Source organism: Desulfosporosinus sp. FKB, from assembly GCF_002196705.1.
Lineage (GTDB): Bacteria > Bacillota > Desulfitobacteriia > Desulfitobacteriales > Desulfitobacteriaceae > Desulfosporosinus.
In genome coordinates this window covers 102,470-116,803 of record NZ_NADJ01000026.1, presented here as the reverse complement: position 1 = coordinate 116,803, position 14,334 = coordinate 102,470, and the positions used below count along the sequence as shown (strand labels likewise).

General features: G+C 41.3%; 13 protein-coding genes. 7 read left to right on the top strand and 6 right to left on the bottom strand.

Annotation, left to right across the window (positions count from 1 at the left end):
• Nucleotides 1-142: 142 nt before the first annotated feature.
• Nucleotides 143-979 (top strand): prephenate dehydratase, encoded by an 837-nt coding sequence (gene pheA / locus B5Y67_RS08100; RefSeq protein WP_088225945.1) that lies wholly within the window; start codon nucleotides 143-145, stop codon nucleotides 977-979.
• 234 nt (nucleotides 980-1,213) lie between these two features.
• On the opposite strand, the gene B5Y67_RS08095 is transcribed toward pheA, so the two are convergent.
• Nucleotides 1,214-1,540 (bottom strand): helix-turn-helix transcriptional regulator, encoded by a 327-nt coding sequence (locus tag B5Y67_RS08095; RefSeq protein WP_047810089.1) that lies wholly within the window; start codon nucleotides 1,538-1,540, stop codon nucleotides 1,214-1,216.
• Nucleotides 1,541-1,717: 177 nt separating this feature from the next.
• Between B5Y67_RS08095 and B5Y67_RS08090 the strand changes: the two genes are divergently transcribed.
• The 4 genes from B5Y67_RS08090 (at nucleotide 1,718) to B5Y67_RS08075 (ending at nucleotide 6,013) form a co-directional block, all read left to right on the top strand.
• The gene (locus B5Y67_RS08090) at nucleotides 1,718-2,098 is read left to right on the top strand and encodes a response regulator (protein ID WP_088225944.1); all 381 of its coding nucleotides are present in this window, start codon (nucleotides 1,718-1,720) and stop codon (nucleotides 2,096-2,098) included.
• Nucleotides 2,099-2,378: 280 nt separating this feature from the next.
• The gene (locus tag B5Y67_RS08085; protein WP_088225943.1) at nucleotides 2,379-3,422 is read left to right on the top strand and encodes an agmatine deiminase family protein; all 1,044 of its coding nucleotides are present in this window, start codon (nucleotides 2,379-2,381) and stop codon (nucleotides 3,420-3,422) included.
• Between the two features lie 13 nt (nucleotides 3,423-3,435).
• Nucleotides 3,436-4,311 (top strand): N-carbamoylputrescine amidase, encoded by an 876-nt coding sequence (aguB, locus tag B5Y67_RS08080; protein ID WP_088225942.1) that lies wholly within the window; start codon nucleotides 3,436-3,438, stop codon nucleotides 4,309-4,311.
• Between the two features lie 154 nt (nucleotides 4,312-4,465).
• Nucleotides 4,466-6,013, top strand: coding sequence for a Na+/H+ antiporter (locus B5Y67_RS08075; protein WP_170932629.1), 1,548 nt, complete (start codon nucleotides 4,466-4,468; stop codon nucleotides 6,011-6,013).
• Between the two features lie 6 nt (nucleotides 6,014-6,019).
• Here the strand turns inward: B5Y67_RS08075 and B5Y67_RS08070 are convergent, their stop codons facing one another.
• The 5 genes from B5Y67_RS08070 to B5Y67_RS08050 form a co-directional block, all read right to left on the bottom strand.
• Nucleotides 6,020-7,540: a hypothetical protein gene (locus B5Y67_RS08070; RefSeq protein WP_088225940.1), complete on the bottom strand. Its 1,521-nt coding sequence runs from the start codon at nucleotides 7,538-7,540 to the stop codon at nucleotides 6,020-6,022.
• Between the two features lie 139 nt (nucleotides 7,541-7,679).
• Nucleotides 7,680-8,963 carry an ArsB/NhaD family transporter gene (locus B5Y67_RS08065; RefSeq protein WP_088225939.1) on the bottom strand — a complete coding sequence of 428 codons (1,284 nt, stop codon included), beginning with the start codon at nucleotides 8,961-8,963 and terminating at the stop codon, nucleotides 7,680-7,682.
• 94 nt (nucleotides 8,964-9,057) lie between these two features.
• Nucleotides 9,058-9,396, bottom strand: a complete 339-nt coding sequence (locus B5Y67_RS08060) for a P-II family nitrogen regulator (protein ID WP_088225938.1) — start codon at nucleotides 9,394-9,396, stop codon at nucleotides 9,058-9,060.
• A gap of 61 nt (nucleotides 9,397-9,457) precedes the next feature.
• Nucleotides 9,458-10,978: an ammonium transporter gene (locus tag B5Y67_RS08055; RefSeq protein ID WP_088225937.1), complete on the bottom strand. Its 1,521-nt coding sequence runs from the start codon at nucleotides 10,976-10,978 to the stop codon at nucleotides 9,458-9,460.
• A 97-nt stretch (nucleotides 10,979-11,075) separates the two neighbouring features.
• Complete coding sequence (locus tag B5Y67_RS08050; protein ID WP_088225936.1) at nucleotides 11,076-11,282, bottom strand: hypothetical protein; 207 nt, start codon at nucleotides 11,280-11,282, stop codon at nucleotides 11,076-11,078.
• A 445-nt stretch (nucleotides 11,283-11,727) separates the two neighbouring features.
• Between B5Y67_RS08050 and B5Y67_RS08045 the strand changes: the two genes are divergently transcribed.
• Nucleotides 11,728-12,969 (top strand): ROK family transcriptional regulator, encoded by a 1,242-nt coding sequence (locus B5Y67_RS08045; RefSeq protein ID WP_088225935.1) that lies wholly within the window; start codon nucleotides 11,728-11,730, stop codon nucleotides 12,967-12,969.
• 170 nt (nucleotides 12,970-13,139) lie between these two features.
• Complete coding sequence (locus tag B5Y67_RS08040; protein ID WP_088225934.1) at nucleotides 13,140-14,156, top strand: TRAP transporter substrate-binding protein; 1,017 nt, start codon at nucleotides 13,140-13,142, stop codon at nucleotides 14,154-14,156.
• Nucleotides 14,157-14,334: the final 178 nt, after the last annotated feature.

The following is a 14,334-nucleotide window of genomic DNA, read 5'->3' as shown; positions in this document are numbered from 1 at the left end:
TTTAGGAGTATATTTCTTCGACAGGAAAGTTCTAACAATGTTATAATTATTTGTACTGCTTATTGCTTATTAAGGAAGGCTAACCTAGCTGAACGTTAGAGAATAGTAATCGAGTTTCTGTTAGTAAGAACAGGAGGGTTATATGCATAAGATAGGCTATCTCGGACCGGAAGGAACCTTTTCCCAGCAAGCTGCTCAACATTATTGTAATAATAAACAAGAAGCAGCTTTAGTTAGTTTGCCAAGTATTCGTGAAATTCTTTTGGCTGTTCAACGCAATGAATTGGATTTAGCCGTCATCCCTTTTGAGAATTCCTTAGAAGGGTCAGTTAATATTGTCTTGGATGTATTGGCTTGGGAAGTCGACCTTTTGATTGTTGATGAGCTTATTTTACCTATATCTCAAACATTGATGGTTACTCCAGGAGCTGATTGGAAAAAAATTTCTTCTATTTATACCCATCCTCAATCCGCCGGGCAATGCAGGCTCTTTCTGGAAACCCATCTTCCCCAGGCACAAGTATACTTGACAAGCAGTAATGCCGAAGGAGCTAATCAAGCGCAGATGTCTGGGAGAACTGCGGGGGCAATCGGGCCGGAAGCTGCAGCAGACAAATTCGGACTTCAAGTAGTCTTGCGAAATATCCAAGATAAAAATAATAACTTTACACGATTTGTGGTTGTCGGCAAGAAGGCAATCCATTTTCCGGCAGGCCGTAATAAGACTTCCATAGTTTTTTCAACGGAACATAAGCCGGGGAGTTTAGCGTGTATCCTGGATATTTTCAATTTATGGGATATTAATATGACTAAAATTGAATCGAGACCTTCCCGTGGTCAATTAGGGCGTTACATCTTTTTTATTGATATTGATGGACATTTATCTGCACCAGATGTTCGCGATGCTTTGACAATGGTACAGCGCAAAACAAATTTCTACAAATTTTTAGGTTCTTACCCCATGGCAGAAATTGATTAAAGCATATCAACTTATTAATAGTTATCATCGTTAAATGAGGAGTTATAACTTATATATTTGAACTTAGGGGCTTTATGTGAAAACATAAAGCCCCTTTTTAGGATGCGCTCGTTATGCCCAATAGCGGAAACCTTCGGGTATGACCATGGTTTCGCCATTAAACAGCTATACTGTCTTTATTTTAAATTAATGTAAGATAGCTAAAAAATAGCAAAAGATAGCTGAAATAGTTATCTACTTAATAGATTCAAAATAGGCGACAGCAACTTCATAAAGGAAATTAATCGGGATTGGATCTTTTCCTATTAGGAGAGCATTGAGTTTTCTGAGTATGGGTTCGGTCTCCTCTGAAGAAGTATCGAGCAGTACTGTTGGTTCGACATCCAGGGCAGTGCCTATTCTTGCTAAGAGGTCTAATGAAGGAGACCTTAGGCCTCGTTCAAGATAGCCGATATATGAACTACTGACATTAACAAGTTCTGCCAGCCTTTCTTGTGTAAGTCCCTTAGTCTGGCGGAATAATTTTATGTTTTTTCCGACAACCTCTTGAATGTTAGACACTCTATCACCTCCTGTTCCAATTTTAAGGTAGTCACTTGAAACATCTTAGCGACTGTGTGTATGTAATTATATTGAAAATAACAACAAATAGTTATACAATGTGAAAGTAATGTAGTAAAATTTCATATTATAGTTAAGTTTGTAATATATCGGAGATTATTTAAAGGAGTGAAAAAGTTGTCGAAATATATTCTTGTTGTCGATGATCAATTTTCTGTTCGATTATTTATCCAAAAAGCTTTGGAACAGTTTGGCTACGAAGTTAAGGCAGTGGCCAGCGGATCAGAATGTTTGTGCCTCGCCACTTCCCTTCCCCGACCTTCGCTTATTCTTTTGGATCAAAGCATGCCGGGAATGACAGGCTTACAGGTATTAGCACAACTGGCTCAGGACGATCTAGCCAAGAATATTCCGGTGATAATGATCAGCGGAGAAGAGGATCTCGAGGCCACAGCCCGAAGTTTTGGTGTCTGCGACATCTTGAGTAAACCTCTTGATCTGGAGTATTTCCTGAAAACCGTTAGAGAAACCTTAGAGAAGGAAACGGCTAATTTTTGATAAAAATGGATATATTTAGATTATATAACTATATTGATTTCTGAGTGCATTTATATACTTATAAAATGTGTCGAAAAGAAAAGGGCAATAGTTTAATGAAATAACTGTGCAGCTCTTTTTTAGTTTTTACAGCTATTAGCGGTAATACAAATCGGCTACAATTCGAATCAACAATTTGAATTTCGCTACCCAAAGAAACAACTTTAAATTCTCCTAATGATGAAGTAGAATTAAATGAATTAATTAAGAAATAAGCTAGGACGATGAAAGGGAATATATAATGTATCCAATAAATTTCAATTACCGAATGCCTGCTGAATGGTCCGAACATAGGCGAACTTTCATTTCTTGGCCTGTTCAAGTCTCTATGTGCCATCCGGAGGATTATGAAAATGTATGCAAGGGCTATACAGAGATTATTCAGGCAATTGCCGAATTCGAACCTATAACAGTGCTTGTGAATCCTGGCGATTCAAAAACTCTCAGTTCAATTTTCTCCGCTGAAAGGATCGAACTTTTGGAGATTGAACACAATGACGCTTGGTTAAGGGATAACGGCCCAACCTTTCTGGTCAATAACTTAGGGCACCTTGCTGGGGTGAATTGGCGTTTTAACGCCTGGGGCGGGAAATATGAACCCTGGGATTTAGATGACCAAGTCGCGTCTAAGCTTTTAGAGCATTTTGCTATCAAACGGTTTGACGCTCCTCTCGTTATGGAAGGAGGATCTCTTCATGTTGATGGTGAAGGAACACTCTTGACTACTGAAGAATGTTTGCTTAATCAGAACCGAAACTCTGAATTGACTAAAGAACAGGTTGAAATTGAGCTTAAAAATTATCTGAATGTCAAGAAGGTAATCTGGCTGAAAAGGGGGTTGGAAGGGGATGAGACAGACGGGCATGTGGATAACGCTGCCTGTTTTGCTGCCCCAGGCAAAATCCTTTTGCAATCTTGTAGTGACCCTAATGACGGAAACTATGAGATTACCCGGACGAACTTAGAGTTGCTTCAAGGGGAGACCGACGCCCGGGGAAGATCTTTCGAAATTATCCCTATCCAGCAGCCTCCTAAATTATGTGACCCTGAAACGGGAGCACGGCTAACGTTAAGTTATCTTAATTTCTATTTTGTTAATGGGGGAATCATCCTTCCAGTCTTTGGCGGCCAGGCTGCTGAAACGGATGAATTAGCCAAATTGACTCTGACGAGAATCTTTCCACAACGGCGGATTCGTACTGTAAATGGTATGGGGGTTATCAGGGAGGGCGGAAACGTCCATTGTACTACTCAGCAAATGCCGGCTGGGATCAATAGACTTTAAGAAAGGAATTATCATGAGAACAGTCAAAGTTGCTGCAACCCAAATGAGTTGTTCGGACAACGTCACTGAAAATATTGCTAAGGCAGACAGATTAGTTCGCGAAGCTGTAGGGAAAGGTGCACAAATTATTTTATTGCAAGAGCTTTTCGAAACGCCTTATTTCTGTCAAAAAGAAAAGGCTGATTATTATCGCTACGCTTCCGAGCTGGAAGAAAATAAGGCAGTTCAACATTTCATAAAGGTTGCTAAAGAGCTTCAGGTTGTCTTACCCATAAGCTTTTATGAAAAGAAAAACAATGCCCGTTACAATTCTTTGGCTGTCATTGATGCCAATGGGGAACTATTGGGTAAGTATCGCAAGAGTCATATACCTGATGGCCCGGGTTACGAGGAAAAGTTCTATTTTAATCCCGGAGATACGGGATTTAAAGTTTGGAAGACACGTTATGCCAGAATTGGGGTAGGGGTCTGTTGGGATCAGTGGTATCCTGAGGCTGCACGGTGTATGGCCTTAATGGGAGCTGAGTTGTTGTTTTATCCGACTGCCATAGGTTCTGAGCCGCAAGATGGTTCCATTGATTCGCGGGATCACTGGCAGAGCTGTATGCTGGGGCATGCAGCGGCTAATTTGATCCCAGTGGTTGCCTCCAATCGTGTGGGTGTTGAAGACGATGAAGATTCCAGTATTACGTTCTACGGTTCGTCGTTCATTGCCGGTCCACAGGGAAATAAGATAGTTGAGGCTGGTCGTACAGAGGAAACTACTTTAGTAGCTGAGTTTGATTTAGATCAATTGGAGATCCAAAGATTAGAATGGGGAATTTTTCGAGACCGGCGGCCAGATTTATACAAGATTATTGCAACCTATGATGGCGAGATAACAATTTAAATTATTCCGGGGCTTATATATCGTTGTCATCCGGAGAAAAGTTGATAGGCACTTCGCTTTCATGAAGAAGCGAAGTGCCTATGCTATAAAGGTGGACTTATTCGATTCTCAAAGCAAGATATTACGGTTAAGTTGGCGAAGTAAGGAGGGTGCTATGACAGGGCTTGTTCATTCATCGGTTTTTATCTGGCTGCTGCTTTTAACCTCAGTTGTGGCAATGTTAGGACGGTTTATTAAAATACCTTATACTATTGCCTTGGTATTAACCGGTTTATTTGTTGGTTATTTAAAACTTTTGCCGGGAGTACATTTGGAACCAGAGGTTTTATTTGCGATTTTCCTGCCGCCGCTTTTGTTTGAGGCTGGGATTAATATTCACTTGGAGCCTCTGAAGAAGAATTGGAAGATTATTACTGCCTTAGCTTTACTGGGAACGGTATTATCTACCCTCGTTGTGGGCTATTCGCTGCATATACTCTTGGGACTGCAGCTTTTGCTGACCCTCTTGTTTGGGGCAATTATATCACCAACGGATCCAATTTCTGTTTTAGCAATTTTTAAACGTTTAGGTGTTGCCAAGCGACTGTCAGTCATTGTCGAAGCGGAGAGCCTGTTTAATGATGGAATCGCCGTCATTTTATTCAGTGTTATCCAAGGTATCCTTATAACCGGAACCTTTTCTCTGGCTCAGAGCGAATTAGCCTTTATTCGAACCTTTTTCGGTGGAGCTCTTGTGGGCATTGCTATTGGAGCAGCAGCCTCCAGAATCACTCGGGAATTCGATGATCATTTATTGGAAATAACCTTAACGACAATTACAGCTTTCGGTTCTTATATGGCTGCTGAAGGATTTCATGTTTCTGGGGTCATTTCTGTAGTCGCCGCTAGTTTAGTGGTTGGAAATTATGGAATGAAAAGCGGTATGACTCCTGTATCGCGTATGGCAGTACTTTCGTTCTGGGAATATGCAGCTTTTGTAGCCAATTCTCTGGTATTCTTACTCGTTGGGTTGGAAATGACGAATATAACATTCAGAGATAATCTTTTCTCAGTTGTAATTGCTGTAATCGCTGTTTTGTTGGGACGGGTATTTTCAATCTATGGATTATCGGCCCTTTTAAATAGGTTTGGATTATCAATTCCTGGGAACTTCCAACATGTTTTAGTCTGGAGCGGTCTGCGGGGAGCTTTGTCAATGGCAATGGTCTTGGGCCTGGAGGCTTCTATACCGGAACGCAGTTTCTTAATTACAGTTACCTTTGGAGTAGTTCTCTTTTCCTTGGTAGTACAGGGCTTGACGATAGAGCATCTGATTAACAAATTGGGACTGACTACTACTAATGAGGAGTTGAGAGATTACCAAAGCCTGTTAGGAGAAAGTATGGCCTTACGTTCAGCTTTAGCAGAGATTGATCGCCATGTACTTAATGGAAACGTATCCCAAATTGCCCGTGATGATGCGGTAGAGGCATTACTCGAAAGACAGAAGGAAATAGACGCTTTGATTAAGGAGCTTCATTTAAAAAACGAGGTAATTATGGCAGCAGAGGGAGACAAAGCGGGCCAAATTATTTTGACGGCTCAACGAAATGCTTTGCAAGAGGCAGCGCGCAATGGAATTATCGATTATACTATGGCGGCAAAAATTATTGGCGATCTGGAAAATGACAATAATGAGAAGCATAATGAATCTAACATTTAGCTTTTCCTAATTATCTTCTCGTTTTCTTAGAGAATATCGGGTAAATTCGAATTCATCAGAAAAAGTATATTTCAGAAGACCCTGTAGAAAATAACTGTTTGAAATATTACTTGTTTGTAAAAGTTCATTTTTAAAGGTTTCGAATAGTTCTTTAAACAGGATTTCGTGTTTTTTAGATGCCTTGATGGCTTCGTGGATCTTGTTCAGCAAATCCAGGGAGACTTTGACACCGCTTGGCAAAATGCGCTTTCTCCTATCGCATAAGATTGTAAAGTCAGCTAGACGTACATCAAGAGCGCGGTTATTTTTGGGGAGATTTACCTCTCCGAATAATCTTCGTACATAATTACGAAAACAATTCGCTTCGGAAGGGTTATAAAGTTCGATCCCATTGGGATAAAACCTTTCGAGGACGGCATGATACATTTGAGAAAGGCTGATCTTATTTTTTAAATATACTTTGCCTGATAGACTGTACCCGGAAAGAATGACCGTTTTTGTGTCTTTAAAGCCTATGGGAAGCGAGAACTTTAGCATAATTTCATGAATTAAAGGATCTACGAAATCATAATCGAGCATTTCAGGCAGTAAGTTTTTATAGTCTTTTAATAGCGAATACCAATGCCCATCTCCAATAATAAAACCGTTAAGCTCGCTGCACCATTGTAAGCTAGAGCAATCACTTTCTTTTAGACAATAGGAAAGAATGTCTGATAAACTGCCGAAATATTCTTCGAGGGCGTTAACTGAAACATAATTTATAGTTTCGGTAAAGGCAGAAAGAATATAATGGGGCCAAAACGTTGCAACATAATTGTTAAAATGATTTTGCAGCGTTTTCTCGATTTGACGTACTCTTTGTCGGGTGATTCCTAAATCTAAACTAATTTCATGAAGTGTTGATCCCATGGCACGACTTCTTATTAGTTTTAATGTTCGAGATTTATTAAATAATCTTTGGAGGTCATTAGATAAAACCGCCATAAGGTCTTCCTTTAACCATCCCATGAATCCTCGAAGATCAGATTCATCGTCGGCACATAACCTTTGGGAGAATATCCCCTTAAGGTCACTCACAAGGGTTATGTTGATTCTTTGAAAGAGATCGATTAGATTTGTGGGTTGACCCTTTTTATAGGCTTTAACCAAGGGAACTGCCCTAGCCTTGTAATTGCTGCTATGAATGCTTTGGAAAAGATGATTGAGATGATCTTTATTTTTTTTATTTGCCTCATAGGTGTTTACATACGAGTCTAACAAAGTTATTAGGCTCCTGAGGTTTGAAGAGTTCTGTGAACACCAGAGACAGAACGCTTCCCCCAATTCTTCTTTAGTTTTAAGAAGTACATTGGAAGTGACGGAAGATATCCCTTGTTTTTGATCAAAATCTGCAATAGCAAATGAGAACAACCATCCAAAAGCGGCTGCTTTTTCTGGGCTTTCAAGACAAACGTTGAACATTTCCTCTCCTAATACATCACTTAGTTTATCTTGTAGTTTGTCTTGAGGTTTTAGGTTATACTTCATGAGCGCATCCTCCTAACCGTAAAAAAGCAAAAGTGAGCCCTGTTTCCATAGACAGAGGGCTCACTAAAACACTTTATCACTACAAATCTTGGCAAGATTTGGTGCCCGGTTGTGAAGTTTTCCAATGATAAATTTTTAACTACCTGAGATATACTGCGAAAATATAAACAGTGGAAATGATAACCGACAAAATCATTAAAGGGAAAGCTATTTTAAGGAAACCTTTGTAAGTGAGGATAACTCCGTTTTTTTCAGCTAGCCCTGCTACAATGACGTTAGCAGAAGCTCCAATAAGTGTCCCGTTGCCACCCAAGCATGCTCCCAAGGATAAAGCCCACCATAAGGGTTTCAAGTTTGTAATTCCTCCGATTTGCCCCATCTTTTGAATAAGCGGAATCATTGTAGCGACGAAAGGGATGTTATCGATAAATGCAGACGCAACAGCGGACAACCACAAGATTAACATCGTCGTAGCAGAGATAACTCCGCCTGTAGCTTCAATAGATCTCCTGGCAACCCATTCAATCACTCCGACTTGATCTAAAGCGCCAATAATGATAAATAAGCCTGCAAAGAAAAAGAGAGTCGGCCATTCGATAGTCAGAAAGATATCTTCAGGTTCTTCCTTTGTAATTAACAATAAAAGCGTGGCTCCCCCTATGGCAATAGTCGCTGGTTCGAAATTAAGTACTTTATGCAATAGGAAGCCTAAAATTGTCAGACTTAGGACGAACAGAGACTTTTTTAGCAAAGCAAAATCTTTTATAGCTTCGAGTTCCGGCAAATCCATAATTCGAGCCCTGGCAAGTTCCGATGCTTTTAGCTTTTTACGATAGATAACCCGTAAAATCAGCATGGTTGCTAAGAATGTAGCGGCAATGGGGATGAAGAGATTTAGAGCAAAATCCAGGAAGCTCAGGCCGGAAGCACTGCCAATCATAATATTGGGAGGATCTCCGATTAAAGTTGCGGTACCGCCGATATTCGAGGCGAGGATTTGGCTGATAAGAAAAGGTATGGGATCGATAGACAACTCAGAACAAATGGAAAATGTTACGGGTACTATCAGCAAAACCGTTGTTACATTATCAAGTAATGACGAAGTTATTGCCGTTACTGTAGAAAGAGCCACTAAAATCAATACTGGGTCACCTTGAGCAAGCTTGGCGGCTTTGATAGCCATATATTCAAAAACTCCCGTTCGACGAGTTACACCAACAATGATCATCATTCCAATTAGCAGACCAATTGTATTGAAGTCAATGGCTTGAATTGCTTGTTCCTGATTTAGAACATTAGCGAAAAGTATTAAACTAGCGCCAATTAAAGCAACAACGGTTCGGTTAAGAGTTTCTGTGATTATGAGGCTGTAGGTTAAAAGGAAGATGACTAGGGTTATTACTAAAGGCTCAGCTAATGTCACATTCTGCTCTCCTTTCCAGGTTGGCAAGAAGCTAAAATAAAGGCGGCTGATTATTTATTCGTAAATAATCAGCCTTCTCTAACCTTTACCATCGTTAAATAGCTTTCTCACCTTTATCGCCGGTGCGAATACGAATAACTTCCTCCACATTATGAATAAATAGTTTGCCATCGCCAACCTGACCGGTACGTGCAGTTTTAACGATAATATCGATAACTTCATCTAACTTTTCATCAACAGTGACGATTTCTATTTTAATCTTCGAAAGCAAATGTGAAACAACTTCTTGACCACGGTAAATTTGAGTATAGCCTTTTTGCCTGCCAAAACCGAGGACATGTGTCACCGTAATGCCTAAGATTCCGGCAGCCGCCAGGGCGTCCTTGATCTCGTCCAGTTTACCCGGCCGGATTATGGCTTCAATTTTTTTCATAGAAAATTCTCCTTTCGTGTTCACGGGTGTTGCCAATTAATTCTACCTGAACTGCCTGAACTTATTCACCGGTGGAAGACTGCATGACGAATTCTGGATAAGCTAACATGCCCATTTCCGGAATATCCAATCCGGCTAATTCATCCTCCGGTTTTACACGCATACCAAGAGTAGCATTGAGAATCTTAAAGAAGATATAAGACAAGCCAATACTCCAAACCAGAACTACTGCAGCATCGATCAATTGGGCGCCAAACTGCCCGACATTTCCATAAAGCAGGCCGGTTACTCCTCCGGCAACTCCGTTGAGGCCATCTCCGTAGGTGCCGTCGGCAAAGATCCCGACACTGATGACGCCCCAGATGCCATTAACCATATGAACGGAGATAGCTCCCACAGGGTCATCAATTTTCAGTTTGCGATCGATAAAGAGTACGCTGGCTACTACAAGGGCCCCGGCTATTGCTCCAATAAGAACAGCGGAATTGACTGAGACGAAGGCAGAAGGAGCAGTAATCGCCACTAAGCCTGCTAAAGTACCGTTACACATCATAGAAGGGTCTGGCTTTTTATACTTAATCCACATAATCATCATGGCTACAAAGCCGCCCACGGCACCGGCTAACATGGTATTAACAGCGACCACGGAAATGCGTAAGTCCGTTCCGGCTAAAGTACTGCCGGGATTAAAGCCGAACCATCCGAAGAACAAGATAATGGTGCCTAGAATCGCCATCGGTATATCGTGGCCGGGAATAACGTTGACTTTTCCGTTAACATACTTTCCAATACGAGGCCCCAATACTAAGGCCGCTGCCAAGGCACAGCCTCCACCGATGCTGTGTACTACTCCGGAACCAGCAAAGTCTACAGCACCGTGTCCCAAGCCCCAGTGTGAACCGATTTGAGAAAGCCAGCCGCCGCCCCAAACCCAGTTTCCATAAATCGGGTAAAGAATCATTGAAATAAAGAAGCTGCCAATGACAACTGCGGAGAACTTGATTCGCTCTGCCTGTGCTCCTGTTGGTATAGTCACTGCGGTATCCATAAATACCATTTGGAACAGGAAGAGAATAAATACTCCCACGTCATAAGTTCCTCCTGAAGTTAGGAAAAAACCTGTATGACCGAACAAGCCCCAACCATTAACAGCAAATTCGCCGGTGAGGGGCGGTGTTCCGCCTAAGGCGCCCACTGCACCGACACCGCCAAACATCAAACCGAATCCTACCAGATAATAACCGATAGCTCCCACCAAGAAGACCATTAAGTTCATAGCCATGGTATGAGCGGCATTTTTTGCACGGGTAAAACCGGCTTCAACTAAGGCAAACCCTGCTTGCATGAAGAAAACCATAAAACCCGTAAGTAAGGTCCAAACAAAATTGATCCCAATTTTGTTCTTACCAACTTGAGCGGCAACTTCCGATAATGTTGGGTCTCCAGCTTTGGCCGCGGCGATATCGGCGATTCCTCCGGTGTTTGCTCCCGAGGGATCACCGGCTGCCAAGGCTACTGTAGCAATCATGAGAATTAAAAATACGGTTAACAACGTGATTTTGATCAATTTAGATCTTTTCATTTTTCCCTGCCCCTTTCATTAATAATAGACGTTTTACGGTGGTTCAATTTCCACATATTAAAAAGGAATAATAGCTAACGATGAATTTATCAAGCTGTTAGGGTTGACTTCTGAGTCTCAAATAGGTCCTGCGCAAATGAAAACCTTTGTAGATACCGAATAATAGCACCAACATTCCTAGAAACGTTGACGGCAATGGCCGGTTAAAAGCGCTTAAATAGAAGTTTGGAATTATCAACAGCCAGGCTAAACCGGAAAGTATAATAAAAATGTCTGCACCAATCAGGACCTTGAGTATTTTCATGGAATCACCTCCTTAAAATAGAAGAGACGCTCGGACATCATTGCCCAAGCGTCTTTGCTTGAAATAAATAAAAGGCGCTCTCGAAAGTCATTCGAGAGCGCCTTTGCTCATTACGGTTATTATACGGAGTAATTGTTGCGAAGTCTAGATACTTTCGCAAAAAACATTGTATACATTTCGTGAGCAGTGTTTACTGATTGGCAAGTACTTGATGAACATTGGGTGAGGTTTTAAAAAAGGCAGAAGATACCAGAGAATTCTTAAAAATATTTACTTAATCGAAACTTTTTAAAAAAGGATTTTTTGGAGCAATGTCGAATAATTACATAGTTAACAGAGTTAATTAAGTTTGTGGACTCTTTCGCTAATATAGGGTATAATTCACACTAAAATGACATAAATTCACTTATAATGATAAACACTGTTAAATAAGGACGGGGGAGCCATGAAAGACGTAGCCAATCTTGACTATCTAAAAACCCTGAATCGTCTTAAGGTTTTAAATTTAATCCGGGAAAATCAAGAAATGTCTCGGCAAGAGTTGGCCAAGCTAACTGGACTTACCCCGGCAGCAATCACGGGTATTGTCAGAGAACTTGTCCAAATGGGAAATGTTATCGAACTTGGACCCGGAGAGTCCAGCGGGGGTCGGCGCCCAATTAAACTCAAATTCAATCCTGAAGCGGGATATGTTATTGGAGTGGAGATTACCAGAAATAGAACAACTCTGGGAATTGTCGACCTACAAGCTAAACCAATCAAAATCATTGAAGCTTCAATTAATATGTCAAATCCTCAAGAGGGACTTCTTGCCCTTAAAAATTGTATCGATAGGCTCATTAATGAAACGGAGATCCCTGCGAAAAAAATCATGGGGGCTGGCTTTGCACTCCCGGGTTTATATGACCGTAAAAACAATTCTATTAAGCACTCTCCAAATCTTGGAGAGGGTTGGCGCAATGCTCCTATTCGAGATTGGCTGCAAGACGTTATATCTGTGCCCTTTTTTATAGAACACAATTCTAACGCCGCTGCCTTGGCGGAATACACTTTGGGGCAAGGCAAGCATGTTAAAGATTTGGCCTATGTCAATTTAGGTGAAGGCTTAAGTGCCGGAGTTATTATGGACGACCGAATTCTTTATGGCTCAAGAGGTTATGCCGGAGAGATGGGACATGTTGTTATCGTTGAAAACGGTCCTCTCTGTAACTGTGGCAACAAAGGGTGCCTGGAAAGTCTCTACGCTGTTCCGGCATTGGTTCGTAAAGCGAATAATGAACTGCCTTTATGTTCGATCTCAGATTCGTTAAAGCAAATCTGGGAAAGCAAAGGGCAGGTTACCATTGAAGATATTATAACCTGTGCTTCAGATGTCAATTCCTATGCCTGGGAACTCATCAAACAAGCCGGTTGGTATATGGGAACGGGTGTCGCCAACCTCATTAATTTTTATAATCCGGAAATGGTAGTCCTTGGGGGCATTCTGGCCGGAGCAGGGTCAGTTCTCATGGAACCACTCATCGAAAGTATGCATGCCCATGCCTTTCCTGAGATTTCCAAGAATACAAGAGTAGAAATCTCTCTCATCGGCCGCCAAGCAGCATTCTACGGCGCCTGCTTGGTGGGCATTAAAAAGCTTTTTTCAAATGACAGAACGGAGAACATTTATTCCATGACTGTTATTTGAAAATAGATGTTCCTTATTTAATATGTTGCTAATAAAAATGCACTATTTTATTAGCAATCAATCAATGTGGCAATATGAATAACGAAAGGGTGTGATTCGTAAAAATAAAAATATCTTTTGGCGCTTTTTAAAAACAGAATCTTTAAGCAATTGGAGGAGGAAATAGTTAAATGAAATTGAAAAGAATTGCTCTTGCTGCCCTAAGTGCAACCCTTGTTTTGGGCTTAACAGCCTGCGGTACTTCCCAAAATACGACGCCGAGTCAAAGCGGAAGTACTTCCGGTCAAAAAATGACCTTGCGTTTAGCAGATATTCAACCTGCAGATTATCCAACAGTTGTAGGGGATAACGAGTTTGCCAAATTGGTAAAGGAACGGACAAATGGACGGATAACGATTTCTGTATATCCTAATGCGCAATTAGGTGACGAAAAAACCGCAATTGAACAACTGCAATTAGGTGCCATCGATTTTGGCCGGATTAATGCTTCCCCATTGGCATCTTTCGACAAACAGCTAAACGTTTTTAACTTACCTTACCTGTTCTCCAGCAGTGATCAAATGTGGAAAGTCCTCAACGGACCTATTGGTGATCAAATGCTGGCGGGGCTCAAAGATTCAAAAATGATCGGTCTGACCTATTACGATTCAGGAGCCAGAAATTTTTACAATTCTAAAAAACCTGTCGTTCATCCACAAGATTTAGCCGGACTTAAGATTCGGGTTCAACAATCAGACATGTTTATTGATCTCGTTAAGACTCTTGGCGGTTCCCCGACCCCGATGGCTTATGGTGAAGTTTACAGCGCTTTGCAGACAGGCGTCATTGATGGTGCGGAAAACAACTGGCCCAGCTATTATTCAACCAACCATTATAAAGTCGCTAAGTACCTCACGCTTGATGAGCACTCCCGTACACCGGAAATTCTCTTAGCAAGCCAATCGACTTGGAATAAGTTGTCTGCTGATGATCAAAAGATTGTTCTTCAAGCAGCAAAAGATTCTCAGGCTGTTCAGCGTAAAGCTTGGACTGATTTAGAGAACAAGGCAATTCAAGCAGCTAAGGACAATGGGAACGTTGTAACTAAAGTTGATATCACCGAATGGCAAAAGGCTGCTCAACCTCTCTATGATAAATATGGCAAAGATTATACCTCTATCATTGATCAGATTCGTGCTACAAAATAATAATAGGTGACATCTGCAGGGTGACTGGCAGTCAACCGGTCACCCTGGTTTATCTAAATCGTTTGTACTGCCGTTATAACGGCACGGTGAGTATTTTTTACGCATCAGCGCAATAAGGAGACGGAGCTTGGGCTCGCGCATAATAAGTGCAGAAACTGTGCCCTCGGGTGACAGAACA

What these genes read in the sequence shown, in the direction of transcription:
- B5Y67_RS08040 (WP_088225934.1), top strand. Translation starts at nt 13,140, where the DNA reads ATGAAATTGAAAAGAATTGCTCTTGCTGCCCTAAGTGCAACCCTTGTT.
- B5Y67_RS08055 (WP_088225937.1), bottom strand. Translation starts at nt 10,978, where the DNA reads ATGAAAAGATCTAAATTGATCAAAATCACGTTGTTAACCGTATTTTTA.
- aguB (WP_088225942.1), top strand. Translation starts at nt 3,436, where the DNA reads ATGAGAACAGTCAAAGTTGCTGCAACCCAAATGAGTTGTTCGGACAAC.
- pheA (WP_088225945.1), top strand. Translation starts at nt 143, where the DNA reads ATGCATAAGATAGGCTATCTCGGACCGGAAGGAACCTTTTCCCAGCAA.
- B5Y67_RS08075 (WP_170932629.1), top strand. Translation starts at nt 4,466, where the DNA reads ATGACAGGGCTTGTTCATTCATCGGTTTTTATCTGGCTGCTGCTTTTA.
- B5Y67_RS08045 (WP_088225935.1), top strand. Translation starts at nt 11,728, where the DNA reads ATGAAAGACGTAGCCAATCTTGACTATCTAAAAACCCTGAATCGTCTT.
- B5Y67_RS08050 (WP_088225936.1), bottom strand. Translation starts at nt 11,282, where the DNA reads ATGAAAATACTCAAGGTCCTGATTGGTGCAGACATTTTTATTATACTT.
- B5Y67_RS08085 (WP_088225943.1), top strand. Translation starts at nt 2,379, where the DNA reads ATGTATCCAATAAATTTCAATTACCGAATGCCTGCTGAATGGTCCGAA.
- B5Y67_RS08070 (WP_088225940.1), bottom strand. Translation starts at nt 7,540, where the DNA reads ATGAAGTATAACCTAAAACCTCAAGACAAACTACAAGATAAACTAAGT.
- B5Y67_RS08060 (WP_088225938.1), bottom strand. Translation starts at nt 9,396, where the DNA reads ATGAAAAAAATTGAAGCCATAATCCGGCCGGGTAAACTGGACGAGATC.